A 15,668-nucleotide genomic window follows, 5' to 3' on the forward strand; every position below is an offset into this window, starting at 1 on the left:
AACGGAGAGAGCAGAAAGAACCTGGAGAAGCGGAGCGGTCGCATTTATCACCGGATTTCTCCTTAATATAAGGGATAGAAAAAATCTGGGGATAACAGTGATCGGAATGTGATTCTGCTATCGAAGTGTTTAGTGTAAAAAGAAAAAATTGAGCCTGTAAATCATCAAAACGAATAAATTTAAAGGATGGAATACATGACGAATCAAACTTTTGCATCAATTGGCGTAGCAGAGGATCTGGGAGCATTGCTAGCTGAGCACGGCATTAACGAACCTTCCCCGGTACAGGCACAGACCATTCCAGTTATATTGGAAGGCAAGGATGTCGTATCCAAGTCGCAGACGGGAACAGGCAAAACGCTGGCATACCTGCTACCACTACTACAATCCATTAAAAGTGATATTAAAGGAACCCAAAAACTGATTATTGCACCAACGCAGGAACTTGCAATGCAAATCGTACGTGAGGCTCAGCGTTACGGTACGGGTCGTGGCATCGGTGTGCAAGGTCTGATTGGCGGCGCTGCCGTGAAACGTCAGATTGAGAAATTGCGTGAACATCCAGAATTGATTGTTGGTACACCTGGACGGTTGAAGGAACTGATCACACTTAAAAAGCTAAAAATGCACAATGTATCGACGATTGTTATTGATGAAGCTGATCAGGTGTTTCAGCTCGGCGGTGTAAGTGACGTGGAATTTGTGCTGAAAAGCGCGCTGCGCGACCGTCAATTAATCTTCCTGTCAGCTACAATTGACGAACATACGGCTACACTTGCAAAGCGCGAGATGAAAGAGCCTGTTCATATCGGTATTGAACCGGATCGTGCGACGGCTGCCGGACTTGAACATTATTATTTTGTGGAAGAGAGCCGCAACAAGATCGATATGTTGCGTCGTCTTGTTAGACAGTATAACCCGGATCGCGCTATCGTCTTTGTGAATGCAACGGAGGACATCGGTGAGGTTGAGGCAAAAATGAATCACCTCGGGCTGTCCGCAGCTGCGCTGTACGGAGATGCCGACAAAGTGACTCGCAGCAACGTACTCGCCGCCTTCCGTAACGGCAAAATTCAATTGCTGATCGCCTCCGAGGTGGCGGCAAGAGGACTGGACATTGAAGGTTTGCCAATGGTCATCAACTATGACCCTGCTTTTGACTCAGAGCACTATGTTCATCGTGCAGGCCGGACAGGCCGAATGGGACGTTCAGGAATTGTATTGTCCATCGTCGATGAAACGCAAATTTTCATCATGCGTAAATTCGCTCGCGAACTCGGCATTGAATTGCAGGAGCGTACGCTGTTCGGCGGTAAAGTGTTGGTGGCTGATCCGCGGCCAGATACGCGTCCTGAAGGGCATTCGTTCTCGCGGAAACCGGGACAGTCCCGTGATCGCAAACCAGCTCAGGGGAACCGGAAACCAGGGACGAGAGCAACCATTTCGAATTCGGGTCAGCGTCCCGCAAGCGGCAAGCCGAGTAGCAATGGAGGCCGCACAGATAGCGACCAGAACCGCAAAAACAAGGGAGCACCCAAGTGGAGCAAAGACAGAGCGCCGCGCTCTGAGGAATAATCGGATGAAAGGGGTGCAGGGATAGATGGAAAATGTTCAATCGCCTGTGCTGCAAATCAGCGGGCTTAGTGGTGGTTACAGTGCCAAACGGCCAGTGCTTCATGACGTGAATCTGGAAGTAGGCCGCGGAGAAATGGTCGGATTGATTGGATTAAACGGTGCTGGCAAGAGTACAACGATGAAACATATTCTCGGTCTGATGACTCCGCAACAGGGAGAAGTTCGGGTAATGGGCAAAAAACGGGATGAGGATGCACAGATCTACCAATCTGCGATGGCCTTTGTACCGGAATCTCCCGAATTGTATGATGAAATGACCGTCATGGAGCATCTGGAATTTACGGCGAGGGCGTACAATGTGTCCGAGGCGGATTTCAAACAACGGACAGAGAAACTGCTGAACTTGTTCCGCATGAATGAGAAAAGCACAAGTCTATCCACACATCTGTCCAAAGGGATGCGCCAAAAGGTCATGATTATGTGTGCTTTTGTGGCAGGACCGCCACTCTACATTATTGATGAACCGTTTCTGGGGCTCGACCCGCTGGGGATTCGCTCACTGCTTGATTTTATGCTGGAGATGAAAGCAGCCGGGTCTTCTATTCTGCTGAGTTCACACATTTTGTCCACGATTGAAAATTATTGTGATCGCTTCATTGTATTGCATCGTGGACATGTCATTGCTCAAGGAACACTGAACGAATTGCGTACGGAGTTCGGAGAGCCTGACACACCGCTGGAGCACATGTTCTATTCCCTCGTGCAAGGCAGGGATTAGTATGGATCTCAAGCTGTTATGGAAGCAACGTCGGACAGGTTTTTGGAATGGAATTTTACCTTATGTGGGCTATGTCATCCAGAGCGGTGTAGCGATGGTATTTCTGTTTCTCGTCATCGCTTTCTCCGCTTGGTATACATCCTTTGTACAGAATATTCCTGCGGGATTTCCGATTCGCTGGATTGCTTTATTGTTGCTGGCTCCGCTTGCACTGTTTAGCAGTTATCGTACATATCTGCTTCCGGCAGATATTGTCTTCTTGCGGCCGCAGGAGTACCGGATGCAGGATTATTTGAAAAACAGCTTTGTGCGTGGCGTAATTTATAAAATGCTGTTGTTACTTTTTGTATTTCTTACATTGTGGCCACTCTATGTAAGGGCAGATGTAGATGCCAAACCACTGGGCTGGTCAATGTTGTTTCTCGTGCTATGGAAAGTATTGTCCAGTTACGGTGCATGGCAAGAACTGAGGATGGTTCAAGCTGGGGCGTCCAAAGGATATCGGATACTCCGCTGGGCCATAGCTATCCTTGCCGTTGCAGCCTGGTTATGGCAACCGCCGCTACGAAGCCTTTGGTTTCTGTTGCTACTGGCCGCTGTTTATATCGTTGCACTGCGTGTACCTGTCAAACACCGAGTCGCTTGGGAACGTCTGATTCAGGTGGAGCAGACACAAGCAGGCAGAGTCATGCGTACATTAGGCTGGTTTGTCGATGTGCCATCGTCCGGGCAAAAGGTGAATTCTCGCCGCTGGCTCAGTAAATGGGGCAATGGTCTTCCATGGAATGCGGGACAGGCTTATCGATATCTCATGACCAAAACATTTATTCGAACGGAAGTATTCACCATTGTTCTGCGTCTGGTCATCCTGGGTATGTTGCTTTCCTGGTGGACGGCAGGCAGTTACTTCGGAATTGGGGTATATCTGTTCTTCCTGCTACTTACAGGCATTCAACTGGGGGTACTGCGCCGCAGTCACGGTGAATCCTTCTGGATCATGATTTATCCGATCTCAGGAGAGAACCGCCGTTCACAGGTGCTCGGTTTCATCTTCCAACTGCATGCTATAGCCGCATTGCTCATGTGGTTGCCGATGCTGGCAGCAGGAATGGAAGGACTGAGTATCACAGGCATTGCACTCATACTTGGTGTACTTGTCATCGTGCTGATGCGTCGTTCGCAGGGTAGCAAATGGCTCAAAGAGGAAGAGGACGAGTAGAAGAACCAAAGTAGCTTAAGCTTTCGCTGAGCCGTCAGGTTTATTCATCACAAGTGAATTATGCGTAGGAGCAAGAGAAGAAGGGTATTTCGGGCTGTGTCCCGAAATACCCTTCTTTTTGATGTGTGATGTAAACTCATGATGTCTTGTGCGTATACATAGCGAAGGCGTATTAGTACAGGAAGGATTTTGTGATGATGACGAGCAGGATGAACAGTACGAGAATGGCACCAATGTTTGTGAATCCTCCAACGCCACAGTATCCGTATCCGCCTCTTGTATCTTCAACTTGGGACATGGGTCATACCCCTTTCGAGTGATGGTTTGGCACGCCCTTGCGTACATCGTATATTATGTGCCATAGCGTTAGGCTGATTGGGCCTCTGCCCGTGTATATGTGTTTTGGGCTTCTGTCCAGAAAACAAAAGAACCCTTCGGCGATGACATTAGCTTTCGCAATGTGCCGAAAAGGGTTCTATTTTTGAAACCGTCTAAATTAGAAGGTTATATTTACTTATATGCTAAATCGTTTGTAGATCCTGAACGCCGCGGTAGATCGTATCGAACAGTTCTTGCAGACCTGCTTCCTCGATACAAGAGAAGGCAATCCGCAGATCGGATTCACCGAGTGCAATCGTGCCTACACCATATTGGTGCAACAGATGGCTACGGAGTGCTTCAGCACCGACTTGTTTCAGCTTCAGACACATGAAGTAACCGGAGTTGAATGGATAATAATCCCATACGTCTCCATACTTACCGCTGTCCAGGATTGCTTTAACTTTGTTGGCGCGGCCTTTCATAATCTCGAACTTTTCTTGTTTCTGTGCTTCAAACTCCGGTGCTTTCAGCGCATCCAGAACAAAAGTCTGTGAGGGATGTGGCCCGCTGGAAATCGTTGCACGGATGATGCCAAGTGTTTTTTGCTCCAATGCATGCAAAACAGCAGCATCTTCATGAGCAAATGTAATGAATCCTACACGGAAGCCCCATACGAATTCTTCTTTCGTTGCTCCGTCGATCTTCACCGTTAATACACGTGGATGAATATTGGCCAGTTTACCAAAAAGAGACTCATGAATGGAATCTTCAAAAAACAGACCGAAGTATGCATCATCTGTAACCACAACAACATTTACACCGGCTTCTGCAGCTTGACGAATGGCATCTACGATGGCATCTGCTTCTGCGCCGCCTGGCGTGTAACCTGTCGGATTGTTCGGGAAGTTCAGTAGAACAATGGCTTTTCCTTTGTCCTTCTGTGCAAGCAACGCCTGAAGCAGTCCGTTGCTGTTAAAGTTCAATTGATCATCAAACAATGGATAATGAATCAACTGGCCGTGTCGACGAATTCCGAAAGTCAGCTCGTAATTCTCCCAGTTTTTATCCGGATATATAACAGCGTCCCCTTCTTCAGTGAACAGGTCGGCTACGATGCTGAGTCCATGAGTCAGTGCGTTCGTTACAATCGGGTTTCCGAAAGATTTGCCTTCCAGTGAAGGGGTTTCTCTCAGCATCTTTTCTCTCCAAACGGTTCTTAATTCAGGTTTGCCTGCAGGCGGTGCGTAAGGATACAGATCCTTCGGCTGGAATGCGGACAACTTTTCCTGAATCACCGGAAGATGCATAGGCACTCCACCCTCCAGAGCGATACCGATCGTTGCATTATAGGTCTTGGCCAAGCTTGCTGCTTCCGCAGATTGACTTAAGATACCTTCTTTTGGAAAATAAATTTCTTTGCCGAGTTGTGACAGCATGGAGTAGACGTGACTGCTGCCGGCCTGAATACTTTCGTTCAACTGTTCAGCCAGTGGATTCATTTTTTTCATCCTTCCAAGTCTTTGTGATTCACTGCCTAACATTATAACACCTTGACATGGCCCCGTCACGGAAATTACGCAATATGACAGTTATATCACTTCACCGCGTTGTTGCGCGGGGTCAGAATGCAATATTAGCATAAATTTAAGGCTGGATCTGGCGTGTTACTCCTGATGGTACGGACAATATTTTCGCATCATTTCAGCCGTTTCATGATCCCGGCCTTCGTTTCGTTTATGCAATTCACCGCTGATATGATCAAATCGTTCAGGCGTCAGATTCTGCCCGAATTTAAACTTGGCGCTGAGTCGATCCGGTACGATTCGAACTACAGCAACAGCTTTGAGTCGCCCGGTGTAGCGGGAGTCTTGTGCATCAATCGGTACATAACCGCCTTGCGGCTGGAGTTTCTCCATAAACCGCTGCAGTACCTTGCCTTTAATATCAAGATCTTCTACACGCTCTGCCAGACCGGAGGCCATGACACTTTTGAAAAACGAGGTTGCAGGACAAGCCAGTTCAGGATCACTGAAAAAAGAAGGAATCAGCGAGAATTCCTCCGCCACGGTTAAGCTGACGGACGAGTGCTGTTTGATCTGTTTCATTTTTTCCCCGGCTAAACTTCCATGAAAATAAAAGCAACCATCCATATATACAAAATTCAGCGGTGTAACTCTCGGTTCTCCATCCGGGCTGACGGTACCCAGAAACCCAAAAGAGCACTGGTCCAAAAATGTAATGATTTCCTGTTCCTCTTCTACCGAAAATTCTTTGCGTCTCATGTGATTTCCCCCATTATTTTAGTAAGTATTAGAACATGTCAGAAATAGGATTGCAGTATTGTTTTTCATGAAGATAACCATAAAACGAATATTGACAGTAAAATAGATCCAATTTACATTGATTTTTATAGGCCAATTGGGATGGAAGATGATCTTAAGCAGGAAGTAAGACTAGGAAAAGATAGAAGTGAACATAGAAGTAAAGATCAAGAAGACATGTTAAGGGGGAGAACCACATGGAATTATGGCTGCCACTTGATTCATACGAACTCCAATATCGATATAAATATCAAGCGTTATATCACGCACTGCGGGATGCGATCCATTCAGGTACACTGGAAGCAGGAGCACGGTTGCCTTCTACGCGTTTACTGGCGAAACAGTACGACATGTCACGCGGGTCGGTAGCCCAGGTATACGATATGTTGCTTGCGGATGGATATGTCCATGCTTATCCGGGAAAAGGAACCTATGTTACGGAATCCTTGTCCGTGCATCACAACGATCATAGCGAAGCGGTGCTGTCTTTATCTCGATGGGGAGAGCGTCTTCGCGAATTAACCGCAGAACACAAACGTTCACGTGAAGAGATTCAACTGGAACAGGAATCCGTCATCAATTTTCGGATGCAGCGATTGCTTCCAGAACATTTTCCAAAAGCCGAGTGGAAAAGTGCACTCGCTGCGGTTCATCGCAGTGGCTGGCGAGATGTAGGTGGTGCAGCGGGTGATCCAGAGCTACGGGAAGCGATTGCCGCACATCTTCGCTGGACACGTGGTATTCAAACGGAAGCCTCCCAGATCGTACTGTTCAGTGGATCGATACAAGGCATTACGCTGTTGTCCCAATTACTCATTCACGAGGGAAGCCCGGTGGTGCTGGAAAGTCCGGGTTATCAAGGCGTTCTGCATGCGGTCAGATCCTGCGGTGGTGAGGTGATACCAGCTGAGGTTGATGAAGGAGGTATTATCCCGCAAGATTGGCAGGCACAAACGTTATTTGTCACTCCGACTCGCCAGTTCCCGACCGGAGCGGTACTAGGGCTGGAACGAAGGCGAGCCTTACTGAACTGGGCATCAAAACAAAACGCCGTTATTGTTGAAGATGATTACGACAGTGAATTCCGCTGGGGCGGACGACCGATTGAACCACTTAAGGTGCTTGATCGTGAGCAACGCGTGATATACATCGGTTCCTTCTCCCAAACGATGCCTGCTTCGTTCCGGCTCGGTTATGCGGTATTGCCAAGCAGTCTGGTCGAGCCACTTCTGGCTGCCAAAGCTCTGTATGAACCGGTGTCACCCGCGCTGCTGGAACAGCGTGCACTAGCCAGATTTATGACACGAGGTGGATATATGCGGCATTTACGTCGATTAACCCGGCTATATGGAGATCGGCATGACTTTTTTGTGGAGGAAATGAATCGGTGGTTGCCACAAGCCTTCACCATGCAACCAGGTGATGCCGGTTTGACCATTTATGCGATCTGGAACGGGGACAAAGCAAGTTATGAACGGTTTACCAGAGAGGTTTATAAAGAGGGCGTTTTGTTCCGGGATGTGGAGCAGTACCGCTTAACTCCGGGGCATGCTGCAATATGTTTCGGGTTTGCTCATCTGGAAAAAGCGGAGATTCGTGAAGGGATACGGCGGATGCAAGCCGCGTGGGAGAAGTGTACATTTTCGTTTCAGTGAATTCCGCTGTATAATGGGATAAGTGTTTAAAGAGATTAACTGTCAAGGGGGAGTGGCGACATGCTGCAGGCATCGCCGTCATCATTTGTAATTTTGCCCGCTGTCGCCAAAATAGTCTGTGAACCGGGCTGGAAGTGGCAGAAGCGAGAAAAACCGATGCAAAATTATGATTTATTTTACGTGTGGAGCGGTGAAGGCACGGTTATTTTGAATGATCAGCCTTACGAGGTTGGCAAAGGAAGCTGTTTCCTGTTTCGTCCGGGAGACCATACAAGCGCAACGCATAACAGGCAGAAACCACTGGTGCTTACATATATTCATTTCGATGTGGACGAGCCTGTTGTGGATGTGCCTCAGTCTTACCGTGAAGTGCAGGAGACTGTGGAGTTTGAGCATTTACTTGCACGTTACGTAAGGCTGTTTTTGTCCGATGTGTATGGACGTGATGAAGAGAGCAGGCTGATTCTGAAGCAGTTGATGATCCATTTACTGCGTGCGGATACGGAAGAACCTGTGGAGAAAAAGGTAAGTAATCAGTTGTCCGATGTGATTCAGGAGGTAGCGAATTATGTTCGCCAGCATCCCGGAATTACACATCGTGTAGAGGATCTGGCCGCGCGAGCCGGTCTGTCGCCGCGTTATTTCTCAATCAAGTTCAAGGAACTTGTCGGATCATCGGTACAGTCCTATATTATTCGTATGCGTATTGAACGGGCAGAACATCTTCTGGTGCATACCGGTATGAACGTGACCGAAGTTGCGGATGCACTGGGTTATCGGGATATCTTTTTCTTCAGTCGTCAGTTCAAGCAATATACGGGCAAAAGCCCGTCAGAGATTCGTTAAAACCATGTCAGCGTCTCGTATGCAAACATCACAACGTTTCAATGCTGGATGGCTAGGGTAAGTAACTAGCATTCCAGATGACCTTACAAGGAGGAACACGTGATGATGAACGGAAAAAGACGGGTTCGTAGCCGTAGAAATTCCATTAAGGGATGCAGTATTTTTCGGAAACGCCTGCGCCGGCTGAAACCCGTTGAAGAACTGCAGGACGTATGGTTTTAACGTTTGGAGAGATGGCTACACCTTATAATGAACTGGCGTTCCAACCGGAGAGAGGCAGCGCCATGCATGTATACATGAAATGATATTTAGTTAGGCAATTTAGAATGGTAACATTTCATATCATGAATTATAGGCAAATGAAGGATAGAGAATAAAGAGGATGGCATAACACCTGATTGCAGGTGCTGAGCCATCCTCTTTATTTACGTATGAAATTAGGGTTGTTTGGGTTTCAGACGACCAAGTAAAGCTCCCATTTTAACGGAATCTCCAGGTTTCAAATCAGGGAGCGGTTCGAAGGTATCGGTCTGCATAAGCAGTACAACGGTAGAACCGAACTCGAAATAGGCCAGATCATCTCCCTGAGCCCAAGTCTGGGTGTCAATATCGGCATATTGAATACTGCTGACATTCATTGCACCCACTTTGACGACAGCTACTTCACCATAATCATGCTGAATATACGTAATAAGCCGTTCATTGCGGCTGAGCACGGATTTCATATGGGTGAGTCCGAAATCATTCACAGGATAAACTTTGCCTTTGATATGTTCGCTCTCCATCTTACGACCGCTGACAGGTGCATGAATGCGGTGGTAGTCGCGCGGACTGAGATAGAGCACAAATACATAACCATGCTTGTACTTCTCCAGATGTGGAGAGTGGTTTAACAATTCAGCAAGTGTATAATCTTGTCCCTTTACATTCAGAATGGTTCCTGCAGAAATCGGGCCTGCTGCCGTAATTTTAGCGTCGACAGGGCTGATCAATGCATGTTCCGAAAGGTCTAGCGGGCGCATCCCGGGTTTTAATTTGCGAGTGAAGAAATCATTCAGGGAACGATATTCTTTCCAATCCTTCTCGGCTTCCTGTACAGGGATGTTGTAGGTCCGGACAAAATAAGGGATAAATGCTTTGCTTCCCCGGCTTTTGGAGAAAGCTCCCACGGTCCGGGAGATCCATTTGCGCGAAGAAAGCTCAGTCATTAATCGCAACAGCGTTTTTGCCATGAATATCCCCCTTAGGGTTAATACAAACTTCAAGGCCGCAAAAGCGGCCATTCTGCATAATATTGACACAAATCACGAATGAAATCAATACAATCCACGATCATAGGTTTGTGGCTGTCTTGGAATGCTGGAGTTGTGATTGACGAGCAGACGTCCGTACGCCATTGGTTTGTTATATGTCATCTGCCAATGTTCCTGCATGCCAGCCTTACGAAACCCATATCGCTGATCTCTGCCATTGCATTCGATAAAGTAAATGCCTCCATTTTGGGTTACGCCGAGGTCGAGGCCCAGATCAGCCAGATGAGGCAAGTTGGAAGCCAGCGTGTGAGCAATACGAAGGGCGACTATAGTTATTCGGGCTTGCAGCTGGAATAGCTCCGTACTCGGTTCAGCCAGACCAAGTGCTCCAGCCACAGTCATGACTTTGCCGCCTTGCGCAATGTTGGTGACAAACGTATGCGCCGGAGCTGCCTTGGCAAACATGCCAGTGACACTCCATACCCCATCTCCCCCGCGTTGCACGGATACTCTCAGATCAACGGGCCTTCCCTCATACCGGATAAGCGGAATCCGTTCTTCAATCAGATAAGCATGACGGAATATCCGCCTTAGTGTAGCGGAAGGCAACTGTCCCCGGTTCAGCTTGAAGGTGGCCCAGCCTTTACGCGATGCCCTCGTTTCACAGGTTAGTCTCCAATGTCCCTCCTGCTGGAAGAGACGCATAATGCCATGACCAATGCTGCCGCTACACGGTTTAATGACGAGATCCTTATGATGTTCCATCATGTAAGTGAGCGATTCGGGCGTTGCTTTGACTGCGTGTGGCAGATGATCTTTTAAAAAAAAGTCTTGCCGCAGCATATCATGCACATGGTCCTTCCGATAACGATTACGCACGTTATACACCTGGATGCCTTGCAGGAGCAAACGTGTAATCAGTCGCTGTTCCGCACGGCGAAGCTGGAGAGCACGGTTATGGATTACGGAAGGAAACGGTATACGCTCACGGACGTAACGACCTTCTTTTTTCACATAAGCCAGACATGTTTTACGATCCAGATCGATATCCTCCAGCCTTAAAAAGCAAGGCGTTAATCCGTAACAGGCTGCAGCCTGTTCATAATTGGCGAGTGATTCCTGACCGGTCCTTCCGGCCGGTATCCCCCGGTACATGCGTGAATCGAACATAATGCCGATCGTTTCTTGGAGCATGACCGTTCCTCCTTCATTGTTATCGCGCAACCATGAATTTTTTCAGTATGCCGGCCTGTCAATGCATGGTTTTAACATCGCGATAACGCAGACCGGTGTGCAGAGGCACTTTTATACATCCGTTGATGTCCAGACATCTTATCTTATGAAACGAGCGGATGCGGGGCGTGGACAGCCGCCTTCTCTCTTCACTTCGTACAGCCTAATTACGCCAGGGTAGATGTAACGTTAACCTGAGTAGACAGGAATCTGATCACGGATGTGCAAAAGTAGGGCCAGAAAAGTGGCAGATGCCCAGCTCAAAGCATATGATGCCGGAGATGAACGTTAGGGGAAGGAGCTGGCCTCATGAGTAAAAAAGGCAAAAAAAAGGTTGTGACGCCTAAACTGCGTCATATCAGTCCCAAATTCAGGGAGCTGGATCTGATGGATCGGCGACTGGAATTCAGCAAGCCGGAAAAAACAGTGAAAAAAGAGGAGGTTTCGACTTCGGATAGAGTTGCCTCCAAGGAAGTTATTGCTGATACCGTAACGACATCTGATCAGACGACGCCAGATGCATCGGTCAATAAATCTGAAGTTGTGGTGGAAGCGCAAGACATAGTGCAGGAGCAACGGCCCCGGCAGCCGCAACAAATTGCCCCATTAAATGCAGAAAAAAATAATGTGGAAAAGGAAAGCGCAGAAAAGGAACTTCAGATCAGAAGCATTGCGCACCTTCCATTGAAAGAACAGGATAACCCAAGCCGTTCAACAGGCAAGCAGCGTCTTGAACAATTAAACCAGAACCAGATGCCAGGCTATGAAGGACAGTATATTTATACAGATGACCTCAGTGAGTTTGCCGTCACGGAAAGTAAGCTGGCTCCTTTTTCGGTGGACGCCTCCAAGCTGAAATCAGGAGCTGTAGGAAGCGAGGCGCTTCAGGATTATGCAGTAACAAGTATTCATATTGCGGATGGTGCGATTGTTTCTGCTAAGCTGGCTGAGGCTTCGATTGCGGAGGAACATCTGATTGATGGCTCTGTATCAGGTCACAAAATCAGAAATGCATCCATCGCTGGAGACAAAATCCGGGATGGGAGCATTACCTCACAGAAGCTGGGCAATCAGGTCATTGATGCAGCCAAAATAGCGGATGGCTCCATCGGCACAAGGCATCTGAGTCGCCTGCTCGTCACAGAGGAATTAATCCAGAATCAAGCTGTTACTGGTGAAAAAATCGCGATTAGCGGGATCGAGACCCGTCATTTAGCTGGTGGGGCTGTCCATACCTCGAAACTGGCGGATGATGCGGTCACCAGTGCCAAGATTCGTGATGGAGCGGTGACAGGTAGCAAAATTGAAGAGCAATCTATTGATACACGCCACATTCAGGCCGGTTCGGTGAAACAGTCTCATTTGGCTGAAGGTTCTGTTGGACGTAATCAATTGCTGGCAAGCAGCATCGGCAGCGAACAGATTGAGGATGGCTCGATTCATACACGGCATATTGCCGAACATGCCTTGAATGGACGACATCTGGTGGATGGTTCGATCGGATCAGTACAGATTCGAGCTGCTGCTGTAGGGAGCGAACAGATCGGCAATGCCGAAATCGGTAGTGAGCATCTGGTCGATGGAGCGATCATTAGCAGCAAGCTGGCAGATCAATCGGTGGGAACAGCGAAATTGCTGGAGCAGGCAGTGACGGCTTCGAAACTGGCAGATCAAAGCGTTGTCGCTTCCAAAATATCCGATGAAGCTGTGCTCGGGAAACATCTGGCTAAAGGCTCGATTCGCGGGGAACATATTGCCAATCGAGGCATTACACCGGTTCATGTTGATAATGGTGCTATTCATTCCATACATTTGGCGAGTGGAAGCATCGAGACAACACATCTATCCGAGGGAAGTGTGTCTGCGGATGCACTGGCTTCAGGTGTTGTGCTGGAAAAACATCTGGCAGAATCTTCTGTAGGATCATTCCAATTGCAGGATGAAGCAGTCACAACCGCAAAGCTGGCATCAGAGAGTGTCACGGCTGATAAACTCGCTCCAAGTGCGGTTACAAGCAAAGCTATAGCCTCAGGTACGGTCAATTCGTCCCACTTGGCCAAAGCAGCCGTATCAACGGCTCATCTGGCTCCCGGCAGTGTGGATTCCGAAGCACTGAGGCCGTATGCAGTGAGAGCCGAGCACCTGACAGAGCATGCCGTAGGTGCCCCTCACCTGCAGCCGGGCAGTGTTCAGACCGATGCCATATCACGTGCGGCAATTACGACGGACAAAATAGCTCCGGGCAGCGTGACTTCAGCACAGATGGCAGGCGGTTCCATCTTTCCACCACATCTTACAGATCATGCTGTGACATCACCTAAACTCTCACCGGAAAGTGTCTCTACAGATAAGCTGGCTGATCTATCGGTCACCTCGGCCAAACTGGCTGACGGCAGTATCACTTCCGCCAAGATTATGGCTGAAAGCATCGTTGCCAAACATATCCCTGCTGAAACGATTCGTGGATATCACCTGAAGCAGCATACGATCTCGCTGGAGCATCTGTCCGATGAGGTGCGTACGCCAGAATTATTTGCAAACGGCAGCATCCCCGGTAGCAAGCTTCGTCAAAGAACAGTGACAACAGAACATCTGGCCACCGACTCGGTATCTGGCGAGGAATTACAGTACGGGGCAGTGGGAAGCGAACATCTGCAACGAGCATCCGTTGATTCCATGCATCTCGCTGAAGGCAGTATAAAATCAGATCATTTGACTGCTCAGTCTGTCCATAGCGCTCATCTGAGAGAAGAGGTCATTCGCAGTGAGCATATTACCGAGCAGGCGATATCTTCCAATCATTTGATGGCCGGAGCGGTGCATACAGAACATTTGGCTCCGCTCTCTGTAACAGAAGCACATTTACAGCCAGGGCTGATCAGTGGTTTGCATCTGCAGTTGGAATCTCTGGGTGCTACACACCTGCAGCAAGGTGCAGTTCAATCTCGTCATATCCAGGATGGGGCTGTTTTCTCCCACCATATTCAGGAGCGGAGTATTGGAACTGAACATCTGGAAGAAGAGTCTGTCCGCTCCGTCATCTTACAAGATGGTGCAGTTACTACATCTAAATTGGCGGATGGCAGTGTAGACGGCAGTAAACTGACAGAGGGTGCGGTATCCAGCATTCATTTGACCGATGAGAGTGTGCAGTCTGCACATATCGCAGAAGGTGCAATCCGTGCGGATCATATCGAGGATGGAAGCATCACGGCAAGCCATTTGACCGAAGAAGCTGTAAGCACAGCTCATCTGCAAGATGGTGCAGTTACTACGTCTAAACTGGCGGATAGCAGTGTAGACGGCAGCAAACTGACAGAGGGTGCGGTATCCAGCATTCATTTGACCAATGAGAGTGTGCAGTCTGCACATATCACAGAAGGTGCAATCCGTGCGGATCATATCGAGGATGGAAGCATCACGGCAAGCCATTTGACCGAAGAAGCTGTAAACACAGCTCATCTGCAAGATGGTGCAGTCACGGCATCTAAACTGGCGGATGGCAGTGTGGACGGCAGTAAACTGACAGAGGGCACGATATCGTCTGTGCATCTCGCTGATCGTGCTATTGATGGCAGCAAGTTAAGTGAGCAAAGTATCACGTCCAGTCACTTAAATGATGGAATCGTGGGCACATCACATCTAAGTGAAGAGATCTGGAATGCAATTCGTCAGGTCAGTGCAGAAACGCTGGAACAGCTTGCCGAGTTCAAAAGGCAAGAAGCCATGCAGGAAGTACAACAGTTTATACAGTCGGTTGGCCTGCCTAACGAAGGTCTGTTTACCTGGGGAGATGATGCGGAGTCGTCGCCGGATGCGCCTGCTGAGTTCCAAGCCGGAAATTTGAATCTTCAAGAGCTGCTTGGGCTACACAATGATTCGGAAGTAGATGCCATATTAACGGAAGGCGAGTCTGCTACGGGAATCACTGAAGCTGAAGATGCATCGGATGGAGAAAATGCATTATCGCCGGATGTAGCTGACACAGACTTATCCAACTCTATCACCCCTCAAGGGACTGATACAGAGGTGCCAATCTCCTATACCCTTAAGCCTCAGTCGGTAACACAAGAGCATTTGTGTGATGGTTCTGTAGGCAGTGAACAGTTGCAGACTGGTGCTGTTCAAGCCGAACATCTGGCATTCCAGCCGGTACGTAGCGTGAGTAAACAGCCTGCTGTGCAGCAGTTTGGCATGGAAGCTTTTGTTCTGCCGGAGAATGAAACGTGTACCGAAGTGACGATCGTTTTCGAAGAGGCGTTTGATTCAGAGCATTATGTCATTGTAGCCATGAGCAATGACCGTGGATTTCAGGTGTCGCTGTTATCCCAGAGTGAGGATGAAGCTGTGCTGGAAGTAACGCGGACAGCGGATTGCAAGCATACGTATGGTTTGTTGTCCTGGATCGCAGCGGGGCCATCGGCATAAAAATATACAAAAGCGGTGTCCAGAGTATGTCCCGGACAC

General features: G+C 48.4%; 11 protein-coding genes. 6 read left to right on the forward strand and 5 right to left on the reverse strand.

Annotation, left to right across the window (positions count from 1 at the left end; genetic code table 11):
- Positions 1 to 195 precede the first annotated feature (195 nt).
- From J2T16_RS20215 to J2T16_RS20225, 3 genes are read left to right on the forward strand one after another with little or no spacing between them, the layout of a single operon-like run.
- Positions 196 to 1,575: a DEAD/DEAH box helicase gene (locus J2T16_RS20215; RefSeq protein WP_464678226.1), complete on the forward strand. Its 1,380-nt coding sequence runs from the start codon at positions 196 to 198 to the stop codon at positions 1,573 to 1,575.
- Positions 1,576 to 1,600: 25 nt separating this feature from the next.
- Positions 1,601 to 2,353, forward strand: a complete 753-nt coding sequence (locus J2T16_RS20220) for an ABC transporter ATP-binding protein (RefSeq protein ID WP_090919407.1) — start codon at positions 1,601 to 1,603, stop codon at positions 2,351 to 2,353.
- A gap of 1 nt (position 2,354) precedes the next feature.
- Positions 2,355 to 3,572 (forward strand): ABC transporter permease, encoded by a 1,218-nt coding sequence (locus J2T16_RS20225; RefSeq protein WP_336121930.1) that lies wholly within the window; start codon positions 2,355 to 2,357, stop codon positions 3,570 to 3,572.
- Positions 3,573 to 3,744: 172 nt separating this feature from the next.
- Here the strand turns inward: J2T16_RS20225 and J2T16_RS20230 are convergent, their stop codons facing one another.
- The 3 genes from J2T16_RS20230 to J2T16_RS20240 form a co-directional block, all read right to left on the reverse strand.
- Positions 3,745 to 3,870: a YjcZ family sporulation protein gene (locus J2T16_RS20230; protein ID WP_208606778.1), complete on the reverse strand. Its 126-nt coding sequence runs from the start codon at positions 3,868 to 3,870 to the stop codon at positions 3,745 to 3,747.
- Between the two features lie 223 nt (positions 3,871 to 4,093).
- A complete protein-coding gene (locus J2T16_RS20235; RefSeq protein ID WP_336121931.1) occupies positions 4,094 to 5,392 on the reverse strand; it encodes an aminotransferase class I/II-fold pyridoxal phosphate-dependent enzyme in 1,299 nt (432 codons plus the stop codon).
- Between the two features lie 165 nt (positions 5,393 to 5,557).
- A complete protein-coding gene (locus J2T16_RS20240) occupies positions 5,558 to 6,175 on the reverse strand; it encodes a pyridoxamine 5'-phosphate oxidase family protein (RefSeq protein WP_499019119.1) in 618 nt (205 codons plus the stop codon).
- A 236-nt stretch (positions 6,176 to 6,411) separates the two neighbouring features.
- On the opposite strand from J2T16_RS20240, the gene pdxR reads away from it, so the two are divergent.
- Both pdxR and J2T16_RS20250 read left to right on the forward strand, forming a co-directional pair.
- Positions 6,412 to 7,869: a MocR-like pyridoxine biosynthesis transcription factor PdxR gene (gene pdxR, locus J2T16_RS20245; protein WP_499019120.1), complete on the forward strand. Its 1,458-nt coding sequence runs from the start codon at positions 6,412 to 6,414 to the stop codon at positions 7,867 to 7,869.
- 60 nt (positions 7,870 to 7,929) lie between these two features.
- Complete coding sequence (locus J2T16_RS20250) at positions 7,930 to 8,715, forward strand: AraC family transcriptional regulator (RefSeq protein WP_090919385.1); 786 nt, start codon at positions 7,930 to 7,932, stop codon at positions 8,713 to 8,715.
- Positions 8,716 to 9,152: 437 nt separating this feature from the next.
- Here J2T16_RS20250 and asd read toward each other — a convergent pair whose 3' ends face one another.
- Together asd and J2T16_RS20260 are read right to left on the reverse strand one after the other, a co-directional pair.
- Positions 9,153 to 9,947: an archaetidylserine decarboxylase gene (gene asd / locus J2T16_RS20255; RefSeq protein WP_221789938.1), complete on the reverse strand. Its 795-nt coding sequence runs from the start codon at positions 9,945 to 9,947 to the stop codon at positions 9,153 to 9,155.
- A gap of 84 nt (positions 9,948 to 10,031) precedes the next feature.
- Positions 10,032 to 11,162: a YheC/YheD family endospore coat-associated protein gene (locus tag J2T16_RS20260; RefSeq protein ID WP_221789937.1), complete on the reverse strand. Its 1,131-nt coding sequence runs from the start codon at positions 11,160 to 11,162 to the stop codon at positions 10,032 to 10,034.
- Between the two features lie 348 nt (positions 11,163 to 11,510).
- Between J2T16_RS20260 and J2T16_RS20265 the strand changes: the two genes are divergently transcribed.
- Positions 11,511 to 15,629: a WIAG-tail domain gene (locus J2T16_RS20265; RefSeq protein ID WP_499019121.1), complete on the forward strand. Its 4,119-nt coding sequence runs from the start codon at positions 11,511 to 11,513 to the stop codon at positions 15,627 to 15,629.
- Positions 15,630 to 15,668: the final 39 nt, after the last annotated feature.

Origin of the sequence: Paenibacillus intestini (genome assembly GCF_030803945.1) — a bacterium.
In the GTDB taxonomy this organism is placed as follows: domain Bacteria; phylum Bacillota; class Bacilli; order Paenibacillales; family Paenibacillaceae; genus Paenibacillus; species Paenibacillus polysaccharolyticus.

Bases quoted from the DNA above. Each gene is read 5' to 3' on its own strand.
- J2T16_RS20235 (WP_336121931.1), bottom strand. From the start codon at position 5,392: ATGAATCCACTGGCTGAACAGTTGAACGAAAGTATTCAGGCCGGCAGC.
- J2T16_RS20215 (WP_464678226.1), top strand. From the start codon at position 196: ATGACGAATCAAACTTTTGCATCAATTGGCGTAGCAGAGGATCTGGGA.
- J2T16_RS20230 (WP_208606778.1), bottom strand. From the start codon at position 3,870: ATGTCCCAAGTTGAAGATACAAGAGGCGGATACGGATACTGTGGCGTT.
- J2T16_RS20250 (WP_090919385.1), top strand. From the start codon at position 7,930: ATGCTGCAGGCATCGCCGTCATCATTTGTAATTTTGCCCGCTGTCGCC.
- asd (WP_221789938.1), bottom strand. From the start codon at position 9,947: ATGGCAAAAACGCTGTTGCGATTAATGACTGAGCTTTCTTCGCGCAAA.
- J2T16_RS20265 (WP_499019121.1), top strand. From the start codon at position 11,511: ATGAGTAAAAAAGGCAAAAAAAAGGTTGTGACGCCTAAACTGCGTCAT.
- J2T16_RS20240 (WP_499019119.1), bottom strand. From the start codon at position 6,175: ATGAGACGCAAAGAATTTTCGGTAGAAGAGGAACAGGAAATCATTACA.
- pdxR (WP_499019120.1), top strand. From the start codon at position 6,412: ATGGAATTATGGCTGCCACTTGATTCATACGAACTCCAATATCGATAT.
- J2T16_RS20225 (WP_336121930.1), top strand. From the start codon at position 2,355: ATGGATCTCAAGCTGTTATGGAAGCAACGTCGGACAGGTTTTTGGAAT.
- J2T16_RS20220 (WP_090919407.1), top strand. From the start codon at position 1,601: ATGGAAAATGTTCAATCGCCTGTGCTGCAAATCAGCGGGCTTAGTGGT.
- J2T16_RS20260 (WP_221789937.1), bottom strand. From the start codon at position 11,162: ATGCTCCAAGAAACGATCGGCATTATGTTCGATTCACGCATGTACCGG.